At 30.7% G+C, this 16,124-nt stretch carries 11 protein-coding genes; 7 read left to right on the forward strand and 4 right to left on the reverse strand.

Going from position 1 to position 16,124, the window contains the following annotated elements; genetic code table 11:
- Position 1: 1 nt before the first annotated feature.
- The 3 genes from recO to gdhA form a co-directional block, all read right to left on the reverse strand.
- On the reverse strand, positions 2-721 hold the full coding sequence (gene recO, locus BWZ22_RS07755; protein WP_076699126.1) for a DNA repair protein RecO: 720 nt from the start codon (positions 719-721) through the stop codon (positions 2-4).
- Positions 721-3,072 carry a two-component regulator propeller domain-containing protein gene (locus tag BWZ22_RS07760; RefSeq protein WP_232225243.1) on the reverse strand — a complete coding sequence of 784 codons (2,352 nt, stop codon included), beginning with the start codon at positions 3,070-3,072 and terminating at the stop codon, positions 721-723. The genes recO and BWZ22_RS07760 overlap by 1 nt, the downstream gene beginning before the upstream one ends.
- Before the next feature lie 114 nt (positions 3,073-3,186).
- Positions 3,187-4,530 (reverse strand): NADP-specific glutamate dehydrogenase, encoded by a 1,344-nt coding sequence (gene gdhA, locus BWZ22_RS07765; protein ID WP_076699129.1) that lies wholly within the window; start codon positions 4,528-4,530, stop codon positions 3,187-3,189.
- Positions 4,531-4,726: 196 nt separating this feature from the next.
- Here gdhA and BWZ22_RS07770 point away from each other — a divergent pair, with 196 nt between their 5' ends.
- Positions 4,727-5,530, forward strand: a complete 804-nt coding sequence (locus tag BWZ22_RS07770; RefSeq protein WP_076699130.1) for a glutamate dehydrogenase — start codon at positions 4,727-4,729, stop codon at positions 5,528-5,530.
- Here BWZ22_RS07770 and BWZ22_RS07775 read toward each other — a convergent pair.
- Positions 5,527-5,991, reverse strand: a complete 465-nt coding sequence (locus BWZ22_RS07775; RefSeq protein ID WP_076699132.1) for a DinB family protein — start codon at positions 5,989-5,991, stop codon at positions 5,527-5,529. The two genes, BWZ22_RS07770 and BWZ22_RS07775, sit on opposite strands and share 4 nt — an antisense overlap.
- A 72-nt stretch (positions 5,992-6,063) precedes the next feature.
- On the opposite strand from BWZ22_RS07775, the gene BWZ22_RS07780 reads away from it, so the two are divergent.
- From BWZ22_RS07780 to BWZ22_RS07805, 6 genes are all read left to right on the forward strand, one after another.
- Positions 6,064-6,420 carry an arsenate reductase family protein gene (locus BWZ22_RS07780; protein ID WP_076699133.1) on the forward strand — a complete coding sequence of 119 codons (357 nt, stop codon included), beginning with the start codon at positions 6,064-6,066 and terminating at the stop codon, positions 6,418-6,420.
- Positions 6,421-6,622: 202 nt separating this feature from the next.
- Positions 6,623-8,161 carry an ankyrin repeat domain-containing protein gene (locus BWZ22_RS07785; protein ID WP_076699135.1) on the forward strand — a complete coding sequence of 513 codons (1,539 nt, stop codon included), beginning with the start codon at positions 6,623-6,625 and terminating at the stop codon, positions 8,159-8,161.
- A 63-nt stretch (positions 8,162-8,224) separates the two neighbouring features.
- Entirely contained in the window at positions 8,225-9,637 is a 1,413-nt protein-coding gene (locus tag BWZ22_RS16490; RefSeq protein WP_083692236.1) for an alpha/beta hydrolase, read from the forward strand.
- A 15-nt stretch (positions 9,638-9,652) separates the two neighbouring features.
- Complete coding sequence (locus tag BWZ22_RS07795) at positions 9,653-11,071, forward strand: hypothetical protein (RefSeq protein WP_076699136.1); 1,419 nt, start codon at positions 9,653-9,655, stop codon at positions 11,069-11,071.
- A 7-nt stretch (positions 11,072-11,078) separates the two neighbouring features.
- Complete coding sequence (locus tag BWZ22_RS07800) at positions 11,079-13,049, forward strand: caspase family protein (RefSeq protein ID WP_076699138.1); 1,971 nt, start codon at positions 11,079-11,081, stop codon at positions 13,047-13,049.
- A 62-nt stretch (positions 13,050-13,111) separates the two neighbouring features.
- Entirely contained in the window at positions 13,112-16,108 is a 2,997-nt protein-coding gene (locus BWZ22_RS07805) for a tetratricopeptide repeat protein (protein ID WP_076699139.1), read from the forward strand.
- The last annotated feature ends 16 nt before the right edge of the window (positions 16,109-16,124 follow it).

Consider the following 16,124-nt stretch of genomic DNA (forward strand, 5'->3'; position numbering starts at 1 on the left):
TTTAGTTAAAAACTTGATTAAATATTTGTAGAGATTTTGGTTGTTTAAAATTACCCAAATGTAGTTCAAAATAAAGCAACATCATATTTAAAAAAGATTGTCTTTGTTTAGAACTCATTTTAATTCTAGAAACATCATCAAATTTTGTGCCTAACAGCAGTTTTAGGCGTGTTAAATTTTGGTCTTCAATGCAGTATTTATTGGTTTTAGTTTGACTAAACTTACCTTCTGCCAAATTAAAGTATGGTTTTTCAGTTTGTGTGGTATCTGGGTAAAAGCCTAAATATTTTGTAAGGTTTAGTAAAAACAGGAGGTGGAAGTTAGCATATTCGGTTTGTTGGTCTAGCCAAAGTAGCGTGGTTTCTATATAACTAAATAAGGATTGGTTTTGTTCTTCTTCTTGTAAAGTGTTTGCTAGTATTTCTGCTAAAAACATTACAATGGCACTTTTTAAAATATTTGATTGTAAAGTGTTATAAACTTGGTTTAATTTAACTTCTTTAATGGTTTGTAGCGATCTGTTTTCTCTGTATTGAATAACAAGTTGTAATTGAGATAGGGGTTGAAAATACGCTACTTTTTTATTGTTTTTTTTACTTTTTAAAACGCCTTTTAATATAAAGCTAATAACACCTAATTGTTCTGTGTAGCACTTAACAATAAGATCGTAATCTTTGTATTTAATTTTAGATAAAACAATGGCTTTAGTGGTAATGAGCATTATCTAATAACCATTAGTTTTATAACCTTAGTTTCGTAAGTGTCTAAATCTGAAAGCATAATTAAGTACACTCCAGAAGCTACCACGTTATTTGCAAGGTTTTTACCATTCCAATAGGCGGTACCCCCATCAATTTCTAAATTATAGCCGCTATATCTTTGGTTGATGTTTGATTGGGCTTCGGCTACTAAATTACCTTCAATATCGGTTATTTTAATATTTACATTTTCTGAAATGTCTTTAATTTTAACCCTTTCATCTGCAATATTAAAGTTTGGTCTTACAGGATTGGGGTAGGCATATGCATTAGTTAAATTTTCTAATGTGCTAGATCCGCCAGCTTTATAAGAAACTAATCCCCTGTTTGTGGCAATGTAAACAATACCATTATTGGTGTCTAAAGAAACATCGTTAATAGTGTTTGATGGTAGTGGTGAGTTGTCTTCTGTGAAATGATAAATAGTTGTTTGACCATCTGATGAGAAATAGAATAAACCAGAGTCTGCTGTTCCAATCCATTTGTTGTTAGAGCCATCTACTTCAATGTCTGTAACAAATTGCTGAAAAAGGAGTTCTTTAGCAATACCATCTTCTTCAATTATTATTTCTTCCACCTGCACATCATCATCTTCAAAGAAATTAGAGGTGTTGTATAAAACTCTTAGACCTTTTAAAGTACCTATCCATAATTGATTTTGTTTGTCTATAGCAAGTGACCTTACATCTCTTGATGGAAAATTTTTGTCTTCTCCAACAATGTTTTTTAAATTACCGTTATCATTAAAACCAATAACCCCATGATATTGACTAGATATCCATTTAACGTTATTATTGTCTACAACAATATCAATAAATCCAGAATCATCGTTTAAAGGGTCTGAAATAATACTTGAGAAACTATAAGAATTCCATTGATTTGTTGATGGGTTATATGATTTTAATGGGCTCTCTACTCTAGAATTCATTAGCCATAGTGTACCATTTTGATCAAATGTAGAAGCTGCTATTCTTATATCTCCTGTGTGACTTGGATCGCTTGGAATAATTAAGTCTTCTAAAGAACTATTGGATTCATTAAATAAGTTTGTTGCAATTTCATCATTGATTTCTAATAACCCATCAAAGAATGAACTAATGAAAATTTGGTTGTTACTGTATGGGTTAATAGATATATTATTTAAACATCTAGCTTGAAAATTTAACTCTGTGTATTTAGTGTTTATCCATTCTTCTCCATTTAAATGACTTATACCTCTGCTGTTTAACGGATAGGGATTTAATTGAGATGTATATTCACCAAAAGTAACCCATACGCCATTTGACTCTGCTTCTATAGAAAAAGGGATATTCAATAGAGGGCCATTAGGATGAATTTCTTCTAAAGAAATTGAGTTGCTTATGCTTGTTTTTAAAACACCAAAATCTGTTGTGCCAATATAAATGTTATTGTTGTTTATTATAGCCGAGGTGTATGTTGTATCAAAATCTGTTTCAATGTTAATTTGAGAAATTGTGTTGAAACTTTCATCATAAACAAATACATTGTTTTGAGTAGTAATCACTAAATATTCGGCGTTAGACTTTATATCTAATGGCAAGTTATTGTATGTAAACCGTTCATTTAGATTGTCATTTATTATTTCATAGATTTTTCTGTTAGAAGCAATGGTATAAAGTTTTGAATTATGCTTTTCTATGAGATTGTATGACCCCGTAGTAATGGTTTCCCAATTTTCAAAATCAATTAAGTTAGGGTCTGAAACTAGCGCTTTTTTAATACCATTTCCGTCTGAACAAACGGCATAGATATAATCATCTAATACGGCAGTTTCATTTACTTGAATTTGCTCTCCTGTGTTACCAATAAAATAAGTGTCTCCAAATTCAAGTCTTTCTAAATTATAAACAGATATACCATAATTAGTTGCTATATAAATATAGTTTTGATACTCATTAATATGGTTTATTGATTTATTAGTGGGAGTAATAGTAGACTTTTCAATAATATCAACTACAGTTAATACGTTTTCATTGTCTTCAAAAACAATTTCTAACAACCCATTTTCATAACCAACAATTAACAGTTGATATGTTTCGCTATAATAAATAGTTGAAATAGTTTCTCCTGATAACCCGTTTATAGTATTGAATTCTCTAATTTCATTAGTTTGCAGGTCATAGCTAAATATAGCATTTTCAGAAGCGGCATAAATTTTACTCTCTGTTTGAACAACTTCTTTTATATTATAATAGGAAAAATGCCCTCGCCACGAACTAGAAAAATCTTGCGAAAAAGACAGTAATGAAATTAAGGTTATTAATAAGGTAATACAACTTTTGTGCATGAGCATTATATAAAGTTCAAATATATTTATAACTAACGATTTTTACTTCAAAATAATATAATTAAAATAAAAAAGCTTCTCTAAATCTAGAGAAGCTTTAAACTATTAAGGTTATATATTTTAAACTATACCTTGAGCTAACATAGCATCGGCTACTTTAACAAAGCCAGCAATATTGGCACCTTTAACGTAATCTATGTAGCCGTCTTCTTCTTTTCCGTATTCTATACAAGAGTTATGAATATCGGCCATAATTTCTTTAAGCTTTTTATCAACCTCTTCTCGTGTCCATTTATAACGAAGCGAGTTTTGCGTCATTTCTAGACCAGAAGTAGCAACTCCTCCTGCATTAGAGGCTTTTCCTGGGGCAAATAGTATTTTGGCTTTATGAAATTCTGCAATGGCTTCGATAGTAGAAGGCATATTAGCACCTTCACTAACACACATACAACCATTAGCTAATAGCGCTTTGGCATCTTCTTTATTTAATTCATTTTGTGTGGCACATGGTAAGGCAATGTCACATTTTTCATTCCAAGGTGTTTTTCCTTTATGGAATTTAGCTTTAGGATATTCGTTTATATACTCGCTAATTCTGCCTCTTTTTTCATTTTTTAGGTGCATTACAAACTTTAGTTTTTCAGCATCTATACCATCTTCATCATATATATAACCCGATGAGTCTGAAAGGGTAATAACTTTAGCACCCATTTGAATAGATTTTTCTGCAGCGTACTGTGCTACATTACCAGAACCAGAGATGGCTACCATTTTGCCTTCAAAATTATCATTTTTGGTTTTCAACATGTTTTCTGCAAAATATACGGTTCCGTAACCAGTAGCTTCGGGTCTAATTAAAGAGCCTCCCCAAGACATTCCTTTACCTGTTAAAACGCCAGTAAATTCATTTTTTAATTTTCTATACATGCCAAATAAAAAGCCAATTTCTCTTTGTCCTACACCAATATCTCCAGCGGGTATATCGGTGTTAGGGCCAATATGTCTAAATAATTCGCTCATAAAAGCATGACAGAAGCGCATAATTTCATTGTCACTTTTTCCTTTTGGGTCAAAATCACTACCACCTTTTCCGCCTCCCATAGGTAAAGTGGTTAAGCTGTTTTTAAATACTTGTTCAAACGCTAAAAACTTTAAAATACTTGCATTCACCGTAGGGTGAAAACGAAGTCCTCCTTTGTAAGGTCCAATAGCAGAATTCATTTGAACGCGGTATCCTCTATTTACTTGAATTTCACCTTTGTCATCTACCCAACATACTCTAAAAGAGATTAAACGTTCTGGCTCAACCATTCTTAAAAGAATATTTTTACCATAATAAATATCGTTATTTACAATATAAGGTATTACCGTTTCGGCAACTTCTTGAACAGCTTGTAAGAATTCTGGTTCATGACCATTTCTTTGTTTTACAAGGTCTAAAAACTCGTTAATGATATTTTTCATACATTTATATTCTATTATTTTTAAAAAAAATATAATTTATCGATACAAATATACATTATCTTTAAAAAAATATTGATTTTTTTCTGAAATCCTCAACATTAATTTTTTAAAAAGTGGCTAAAATTGTTAATATTTGTTTGTTAGATGAGTTTTTATATATTTGTTTATATTATGCCTCAAAAAACAGAACCTTATTATGCTTAACTTGAAACATTTAGCTACAGTTTTTTGTTTGCTTTTCATCTTTACAAAATCAAGTGCACAATTAGGTTTTTCGCATGAATTGGGGGTGATTGCAGGACCAGTACAATTTAGATCTGATTTTGGTAGTAGGACAGATTCTGAAACTAATTTTGGTAATAGTGGAATTGGAATTGGTATTGTACATTACTTAAACTTCTCATATAGAGCAGATTGTAACTGTTATTCAACAGATACTTATTTTAATGATCATTTTAAGTTAAGAAATGAAATTTCGTGGAATAAGACCAAGTTAGAACATTTAGGTGAATGGGTAGACCCTAGTAAAAATTCACCAGAAGCCAATCAATTGCGGGGGCATACAGGTTATGCTAAAAACTTAGATATTGGTACACAGTTAGAATTTTTTCCAAGAAGTATAAGGTCTTTTCAAGCTTTTGGTTACAGAGTAGCACCATTTGCAAGTTTAGGTGTTCATTACACACATTATATGCCTGAAGTTTCTACAACTTATGCCAACCCCAATCCTGATGCTATTGGCGATGTTACCGATCCTACAAACTTTTATTCTGGTTGGGATCCTGGTTCTGTTGATGCTTCATCAGGAAGTGCTTGGTCTATGGTAACTAGTGTTGGTTTTAGGTATAAAGTGAGTAAACTAGCAGACGTTATGCTAGATTTAAGATGGCAATACTATTTTGATGATTGGGTTGATGGTTTAAACCACCAATTAAGCTATAATAAATATAACGATTGGCTAGTTTGGTTAAATGTTGGCTATATTTTTTATCTAGATTAAGCTTCTACTTCTTTTAGCAAAGCCATTACTATTCCTAAGTGAATGCCTTCATGAAACAGTATAAACTGTAAAGACTCATCAATATTTTTTAATGTATTACCTGTTGTTGAAACTGTATATTCGGTAAATGTGTTGTATAGTCCTTTTTTGTAATTTTCTAATGTGTTATTAATGGTTTTACTTAAAAGGTTTTTAATGTCTTCTACTTCTTCTTTGTTAACCTTGGTTTCTGGTTTAGTGCCCTTTCTGTATTTTTCTATAAGAGAGTTATCAATAACAGTAGGTAATCCAGATAATTTATTAGCCAATAATTGTTCGGTAACAACTATATGACCAATATTCCAGATGATATTATTATTAAATCCTTTGGGTATTTTGTTTAAGTTTTCTAAAGAGGTGTTTTCTATAGTTTTTTGAAAAAATTTTCTAGTATTCTGTAAAACTTCAAAAGGAAAGGCCATAATTTAATTTTAGGTTGCAAATATAGTTTAAATGTTATAATTGCGTTTATTTTTGTGTTAAACCGTTATAAAATGAAAAAAGTTTATTACTTAAAAACGTGCAGTACTTGTACTAGAATTTTAAAAGAACTTAATTTACCTTCAGAATTCATTCTGCAGGATATAAAAAAAGACCCTATTACCGTAAAACAATTAGAAGAAATGAAAGCTCTTGCAGGTAGCTATGAAGCTCTTTTTAGTAAGCGTTCTAAACTATACAAAGAGATGGGACTTAAAAATCAAACACTTGTTGAGCGAGATTTTAAACACTATATATTAGAGCATTATACCTTTTTAAGTAGGCCTGTTATTATTTTAGACGATAAAATTTTTATAGGAAATTCTAAAAAAACAGTAGATGCAGTCAAAACCGCATTATTAAAAGCTTAACCAATAATAAAGGAAACATTTTTAATTAGTTTGAGATGCTGTAATTTGCAATGAATTAGGAGTGCAAATTAAAAATGGTACAATTCTTGAAAATTTGGAAGAAAATTAATGTAACTGTAACAAAATATGATAGTTGCATATATTAAATTTTGTTATATTTAAAATTCAAAGCTATTATCATTTTAATTTAACACCCTAACTTATGAGAAGAGTCTTTAGTTTACTTCTATTAGTATGTCCATTAATTTCAGTTTGGTCTCAACAAGAAAAAGCACCGTTACAATACCCTTTTAATGAAACTGGTACAGAAGCATCAAGAGGTATTTATGGAACAGATGATAGAAGAGATGTTAAAGATGCTCAAGGTATAGAAGATTTTGTAAGAGCCACAGCAGTAATGATTAGTAAAAAAAATATTGTTGGCAACAAAGTTTATGGCTATACACTTAGAGAGCGACTTCAATTTAGATTTAAAAGTAAAAATTTTGATAAAAACATTAAGTTTTTAGACCAACCTACAAGTGCTATGTGTACGGGGTTTTTAATTGCTCCAGATATATTAGCAACAGCAGGCCATTGCATTAAAGAATTAGAAGACGCTGAAGATTATGTTTGGGTATTTGATTATACTAATGAACTTAAGTATAATGACACTTTTAAATACATTGAAATAGACCCAAGAAATGTGTATGAAGTTACTGAGGTTATTAAAGCCCGTTTAGATAATAGTACCGTTGATGATTATTCCTTTTTAAGACTAAACAGAAAGTCAGAAAGAGCACCTTACCGATTTAGAACTAGTGGAAAAATTGGTGATGGGTCTAATGTAAATACCATAGGAAGTCCTACCGGATTACCATTAAAATTTGCCAATAATGCCACCGTAGTTGATAACTCACAACCTACGTGGTTTAAAAATAGTATAGACACCTTTCCAGGGAATTCTGGTGGCCCTGTTTTTAATCCGTACGGATTTATAGAAGGTATTCATGTAAGGGGCGCAGTAGCTCAGTCTCAAGATGGTTCTTATACAGGCGATTATAAGTATGATCCGCTTTGTGATTGTATTAAAACCGTAGAGTTTTTAAGTGCTTATTGGACAGCAGGAGCGCAAGCCCACAGGATAACAGCTGTACCATATAATGTATTGCATGAAGCTATTTATGAAAATATTTTATATGCTATTGAAAATAATTTACAAGATCGTCTTAAATCATGGCTTGCCTACTCTTGGATAGTAGATCATGATTATACAAAAAACAGAGGTAGGTTAGAAATGGTTGCTGCCAAAAACAACAATCTGGATGTTTTAAAAACCATTATTTCATTATCAAAAAATGAAAATATTGATATTTATGGCGAAACTTTAATAAAACAAGCCATTAGTAATAACAATATTAGCATGTTAGAGTATTTATTAGAGCAAAATATTCCTTTTGATGCTACTAGTAAAGAAGCTTCATATTTAATGATGCATGCTTTTACAAACAATAATATAGAAATGGTTTATGCTATGATGGATCATGGCTGGAACGTAAACACAACCGATGATAAAGGAAATAATTTATTACACTTAGCTGCTGCAAAAAATAACATAACATTATTAAAAAAACTTGTTGCAAAAGGCGTAAAAGCTACAGTAAAAAACAAAGACAAAAAAAGGCCAGAGCAAATTGCCAAAAATTATGAGTATAAAACAGCACAGAAGTATTTAAAAAATGTAAGAAAACAGCAAAGTTAATTCTTAGTAATTCACTTTGAAAGTAGTTTTTTGATATTCAATTAATTAATTTATGAAGTTATTTTGAAACCTAAACACGCCATTTACACCTTTATTTTATTGTTTATATCTGTAAATTTAGGATTTGCACAAAACAATAAAGCTTTTACTTGGAATGATACCACGTTGGTTAATTCAAACGAGTGTTTAAGCAATGAAACTAATTTTACTAATTTTAAACTCACCAAAACTACTAATGAAGCCATTAGTAATTTAAATATTTATGTTGAGGTTAATTTTAAAAGTAAAATATTTAACAGCTTAGAAGCTTTTAATAACTTCGATTTAGAGTTTTGGCTACTCTCCATTAAGGCTTTTAAAGCCAATGCTAACTTAAAAATTACAGTAGCTTATAGTGTAAACTCTGTAGCACAAGAACAATTTTTTACTTTCTGTTTAAAATATATTGAAAGTGCTGCAAGAGGCGAAGAAACAGCATCACAAAAAACAGAATATGTTAAGCTTCCGGTTTACTTTGCAACAGATAGAAATAAAGTAAATACAAATAATTTTAATGAAGCCTTTGGGCCTAAACGGTCTAATTTAAAATATGGTATTTGTGAGGTTAGTATTCCTTTAAATCATGATTTGGGTAATATTGAAAGCCCTTCTATTTGGCGATTTGAATTTTCAGAAGACCCTTCAAAACATATCATGATACAAGGTATTAATATGCTTGAAAAAGATAAATTCTTTAAATCTTTATCTAAAGGCATAAAAAAATCAAAATCAAAAAGTACGTTTTTATTTGTGCATGGTTATAACACTTCCTTTAGTGAAGCCGCCAAAAGAACTGCTCAAATATCGCATGATTTACTGTTTGATGGAAAACCTGTTTTTTACAGTTGGCCGTCTCAGGCTTCAATGTTTAAATATCCTAAAGACGAATCTAACATAGAATGGGCAAGACACAACATTAAAAACTTTTTAGAAGATTATATAATAAAGTCTGAAGCAGAAGATATTTATTTGGTAGCCCATAGTATGGGGAATAGAGGCCTTACAAGAGCTATTGTTGATTTAATAACAGAAAAACCACATTTAAGAAAGCATATAAAAGAAATTATTTTAGCAGCACCAGACATTGATGCCGATGTTTTTAAAAATGATATAGCGCCAAAAATGGCATCAAAAATTCAAAAACCAATAACCTTGTATGTATCATCAGATGATTTAGCTTTAAAAGCTTCAAAAGCATTACACGGAAACCCAAGAGCAGGCGATGCTGGAGAAGGTTTAGTTATTGTTAATGGTATTGAAACTATTGATGCTAGTGGGGTTGATACTAGCTTTTTAAGTCATTCTTATTTTGCAGATACAAACACTATTATTTCTGATATTTTCGACATTATAAAATCTGGAAAACGCGCTCTTAACAGAGAACGATTAAAGTTAATGAAACTCTCAAACAAAATTTATTGGCGCGTAAAACATTAAATCCTAATAATTAATATGAAATTAATTTTTTCAACATTGGTAATACTACTTTTATTGCCTTTAACAGTTATTTCTCAAGACAAATACAAAGTAGTTTATGATTATGGTACAGAGAATGTTTCTTACTATAAATTAGATAAGAGTTATAATATTATAGATACTTTAAGTAATCCTAAAATTAAAAGGAACAGTTTGGTTGAAATTCAACTTAAAAACGTGAATCCATTTGCTGTAGATGTAGTAACCGATGTAAAAGAAGAAGCAGTACATCAAGCTGGTAGTAGTGGTTTTAATTTTAGTTCATTACTTGGGGGTATAAATACATTTTCTAGTGATAATTTAAACTTAAATGTTGGTAATTTACCCGCAGGAGAATTTTTTAAAAAATCTAGTTCTCGTGGTGATGGTATTACCAGAGGTTTTTCAGATTTAAATGAAAAAACCGCCAATGTAGCAGCATTAAAAACCACTATAATGTCTAATCTTTTAAACCCAAATTTAGATAAAGAAGATATTATTGAGAGTGTTATAGAAACAGCAGGTTTACAACAAGATGCTAGATTACCAGACCCTAATGAAAATTTTTACGTGTTTTTAACGCAGTTAGAAAAAATTGTTCAAGAAGACAAAGCAGAACTTCAAAGTAATATAAATGCTATATCTAAAGAGGTAGACCAAGAAACAAATAATAGTGAGCAAGCTCTGTCTAGAGGAGCGCTTATTGAGCGTAATTATATGATTAGCGATTTACAAAACTTATTAGGTTCTTTAAATGAATCAACCTTTCAAACGGTTGAAGATCTTAATAAAATTAAGTCCTTATACACCATGTTAGAGGCATCTAATTTTAGCAGAACCTATGATTATCAAATAGAAGCAGATAAAGTTGATGTAGAATTGAAGTTTGTGCAAAGTGCCTTTGCAAAAAGTGTTGATAGTAACAATGAAGGCAGTTTGCTTAAAACCCGAAATATAAAATTATATGCTAAAGGAGGTTTTAAAATTAATACAGGGGTTGCTCTTACACTAAATAATTTTGGTTCAAAATCTAAAGATTATTATGTAACAGAAGATGGTGTTATTGGAGCAGATGATAATGATTATTTCACACCAAATTTAAGTACCATGATTAATTTTTACCCTTACACCGGAGAGAATTTTAATGTTGGCGGTTCTTTTGGGTTGTCTATCCCCATTTCTGGTGAAAATAATATAAAGGGCATTAATTTCTTATTAGGGCCCTCACTTCACTTTGGTAGTGAGAGTAGAGTATCAGTATCTGGAGGACTAGCTTATGGTCCTGTAACAAAATTAACAGATGGATTAGAAGTAGGAGACACCACCACTTTTGGCAGTATTGATAATTTCACCAAAGATGTGTATGATTTTGGATACTTCTTTGGAATTTCATTTAGTTTATTCGATTTAAATTAATCTACCTATGAAAAAGATAATTTTAGCATTATTAGTTTGTTTTAGTTTTCAGTTTTTGCATGCCGAAAAGTATGCTTTAATAATAGCTGTTGGTAACTACCCCAAAAAAACGGGTTGGAGCACTATAAGCTCTGTTAATGATGTACCACTAATAAAACAAACACTTCTTAATCAAAAATTTGAAGAAGCAAACATTACCCTTTTAATAGATGAGCAAGCCACTTATGCAGGTATAAAAGAAGCTTTAAATAACTTACTAAGTAAGGTAAAACCAGATGATATTGTAGTGATTCACTATTCAGGTCACGGGCAACAAATATTTGATGATAATGATGAAGAAATTGACGGTAAAGATGAAGCTTTAGTACCATATGATGCTTGGGTAAGATACAATAACAATTACAAAGGAGAGCACCATTTTCGTGATGATGAATTAGGCAATTTTATAACTAAATTCAGAAATAAATTAGGCAAACAAGGTCAGCTACTTTTATTACTAGATAGTTGTCATTCGGGTTCAAGTACCCGGGGCGGAAAAGCAAGAGGAAGTGAAGCTGTTTTTGCTCCAAGCAATTGGAAACCTAACAAAAGCGGTGATGCTTCAGGAAGTGATATGACCGAAAAATCAAAAGAGAAATTACAAGATAATGCGGCACCTTTTGTGTTAATATCTGGTGCTTCGGCCAACGAATTAAATTATGAGTATAAAGGTACAGGCTCTTTAAGTTATGCGTTTTCTAAGGCTATGAATAGTTTAGGTAGTAACTTTTCATATAACCAGTTATTTGCAAAAATTGAGAGTCAGATGAATGTAATTTCTCCAAAACAAAACCCAACCATTGAGGGCGATTTAAACGTTAAATTATTTAATAATAGCTACGTAAAACAGCAGCCTTATTACAAAGTAAAGTCGGTTCCTAGAGCCGATATAATTAAAATTCAAGCAGGTAAAATTCAAGGGTTGTTTAAAAATACAACGGTTAATATTTTACCATCTGCAAGTACTAAAGTTGAAGAGGATAAAATCATTACAAAGGGTATCATTACCGTATCTAAATTTAACGAATCAATTATTAAACTAGATACGCCACTAGAAGATTTTAATGAAAAAAACTATTGGGTGTTTATTGATGAACCTTCGTATGGTGATATTGCTGTTAATGTGTTTTTTGATGCATCATTAAAAGACAATACAATTACTAATGGCATTTCAGAATTTTTATTAGAAAAAAATTTAGGTGAGGTTGTAAAAAAGATAGATTCTGCCGATGTTGTTTTGGCTGCCGAGGGTAATAATATTACACTAAAAGCTACCAACGGATTGATTGATATTGATAAAGATGAAGAAACCAGAGGAAGCACTACGGTTGATGCTATTAACCAAAAATTGTTTGCCTTTGCACAAGGGCAATATTTAAAAAATTTAGATTTTAAAAATTATAATTATGAGTTTGAATTTAAACTCTTACCTATTGAATATGATGTATTAACCGATGCCGTTGGAGATGTTTTAGATCCTTCAATATTAACTAATGAAAATGGTACATTTCAAGTAAAACCAGAGGTTGATAATGTAGTATTACAAGTAACTAATAAGAGTGAAAGACCTCTGTATTTTAGCATTATTGAAATTAACTCAAAAGGAGAAATTTTCCCTTTTATGCCAAATGATAATTGTTCTTTAAATGATGATGAAAGAAAACTAGCTCCTGGGCAAACTATGATTTTTAAAGATTGTATTTTTTCATTTGGCCCACCATATGAGAAACTTATTTTAAAAGGATTTGCAACATCAACACCCATAAATTTTCAACCAACTGTAGAAACCAGAGGCGATAATTCTAGAAATGCAGCTAATCCGCTAGAGACTTTTTTAGCCAATAGTTTTACACAATCTAGAGGCAGTACAGGAAAAAAATCAAGCGCTAGAATTAATGGTTACAGTACAGAGTTTGTTTATGAAATAGTCAAAGAATAATAGTTTCTTTAGTACCTAATAATTAGGTATGTAATTTCAAGAAACTTTTTAAATTAAATTGTATGAAACATTTTTTAACTGTGTTTTTTTCTCTTGCAGTACTTATGGGGTTAGCTCAAGAGGGAGAACGTGGATCTATTCCTAAAAAAACTAATACAATTTCTGAAGGCGTTAAACATGCTTTGGTAGTAGGGATATCTGAGTATCATGAAGCGAGTTTGCGCCTTAACTATGCTAAAAATGATGCCGCTTTATTTAAAGATTATCTTTTGCTTTCTGAAAACATTCCAGCAGAAAATATTGCCTATTTGGTAGATGAAGATGCTGTATCAATTAATATTTTAAGGTCTTTGAAAAAGTTATTACAAAATACTCAATCTGGAGATGTAGTTTATATATACTTTGCAGGTCATGGTGATGTGGTTGATGATTTTGGTGAAAAAGAAGGGTTTCTTTTAGCAGCCGATGCCAATGCTAATCAAGAATATTATGCAGGTGGCGTAGTACCTTTAGCTTTATTGAATAATAAAGTTGTTGGTAAAATGGCAGCAAATAACGTTAAAGTTATTCTTATTCTAGATGCTTGTAGGTCTGGATTTATCTTTCAGGAAGGAACACAAAAAAATATGGGAACCATTCAAGCCATGTTTGAAAATTCAACTAAAATTCTAAGCTGTGGCCCCAATGAATTATCCTATGAAAGCAGTGATATTAGTCATGGGTATTTTACCTATTACTTGGTAAAAGGTCTTTTAGGAAAAGCCGATAGTAATACCGATAATAATTTGCAGTATAGGGAGTTAGATGATTATTTGTATGATAATGTATCAGCTACCGTTTCTAAAAAACACAAGCAAAGTCAAACCCCAGTTTTAAGAACTCAAAACGATAGGTTAGTATTAAAACCTGTTAATATTGCCGATAATAATATTGATATTGAATCTTTTAAAAATAACATTAATAGCAGTACTGCAATAGCTTCGGTAAGAGGCGTTAATTCAGAGAAAACCCCAGAGGTAGCAGGAGTTATTAAAAGTTTTAATACGGCTATTACTAAAAAGAACTACTATGGTAAGCCAACAAGTGCCTTAGAACTTTATAAGAATGCTTCTAAAAACAGCGCATTTACTGATGGTTTATTGTTTAAAATGGAATCTGAATTAATTAAAGAGTTATCAACTTCGGCTCAACAATTAATCAATAAATATATTAGTGGTTCTTCTGTTTTACCACAAGGAAGCGAATTTAGTAAACAAGCAAAGCATCTTGAAATTTGCTTAGAATTAATGGGTGAAGATGATTTTCTTTACGATAGGGTGTATTCTAGTAAACTTATGTTAGATGCTTATGCCATTATACAAAGCAAAAATTATAGTGCATACAATGTTGCTAAGAAAAAACTAAAAGAAGCTTTAAAAGTTCAATCTAGAGCAGCTTACATACATAATGCTCTAGGCATGGTGTATAATTATCAACAAGTATATGATAGTGCTCATTATCATTATAAAGAAGCAAAAGAACTCATTACAACTTGGGCAACACCAATAAAAAATATAGGAGTTAATCTTTTAGAGCAATACCAATATGACGAAGCCAAAGAATACCTTGATTCATCATTAGGTATGACTGGTTCTAACGAAGATTCTTTCATTAAATTAGGAATAATTAATGAAAATCAAGGTAAATATAAACTAGCAGAAAGTTATTATAAAAAGGCTTTAGAAATTAATCCTAAAAACACAATTGCTCTAAAAAAGATGAGCGATATCTATGAGTTAAAAGGAAATTTAAAAAATGCTGCTATATGGTATAATAAAGCTTTTGAGTTAGACTCCTTGAAAACCATTATTGAAACAGGACTTAATGCATATATTGATAATAATAATGTAGATAACAAAACAGCAGAACAACTTTTTTTAAATGCTATTGATTTACAACCAAACACATCGGTAGTTTATTGTGAATATGCAGATTATTTAAGAACTAATAAAACAAATAAAAACAGATTGAGTTATGCCGATTCATTATATGGTTTATCCATAAAAAAAGATCCACATAACACATGGGCTTATGCAGGAAGAGGTAGGTTATATTACAACATGCGAAATGCCAAGAAAGCCAAACAATCGTTTGAAGAAGGTATAGCAAAGAACCCTAATAAACCTTTGTCTTACTACTATTATGCAGAGTATTTTAAAAATGTTTTTAAAAATAACCAGTACGCAGAACCTTTTTACTTGAAGGCCATAAAAAAAGATAAATATTTTATTCCAGCGTATAGTGGTCTAGTAGAAATTTATAATGAACAGAAGCAATACAGTAAATCTATTACTTTATTGAATAACATGATTAAAACCACACCAGAGGCGCCAGATTTTTGGAATCTTTTGGGAGATACCTATTATGTAAAAGGAGCTTATTTAGATGCTATAAATGCTTTTAAAGAAGCTGTGAAATTAGATGAATCTTACTCAAAGAGTTATGTAAATTTGGGGTATAGCGAATTACATTCTAACAATTTTGAAGCTGCCAAAACGTATTATCATAAAGCTTTAGATAGTAACCCTGTAAAGAACAAATCGTCAGATATTGCTGCTCATATTGTATCAATGGCTAAGAATAAAAATAGATTTGGAACACCGCAAGAAACTAAAGACTTATTTAAACTTGCCTATGATATTGATGTTTCTGGAAACTCAGGAATACCTTATTCAGCATGTTTGTATATAAATTCAGAACCCAATTTAGCTTTTAAAATTGCAGAGAGTACTTATAAAAAAGTAAAAGGAATAAATTTAGAAACCAATGTTTTAAAGCTTTTGGTTAAATGCTCCATTGATAATAATGATAGTGTTAATGCAGATAAATATTTTAAAATATTAAGTACTGTAAATAAATCTCCAGATTTACTATTGGCGGGTATTTATTATATTTTTAAAGGCGATGTTAATAGAGGATATGCCTTAATAGATAAAACAAACCCGTTAATATTAAGGTCTCCCAAACTAAAAGAAATGTATAGTATGGAAACCATTCAAAAGTATATTTTTAAAAATTAATGGTTGCCTTTGTGTG

The organism is Seonamhaeicola sp. S2-3 (assembly GCF_001971785.1).
Lineage (GTDB): Bacteria > Bacteroidota > Bacteroidia > Flavobacteriales > Flavobacteriaceae > Seonamhaeicola.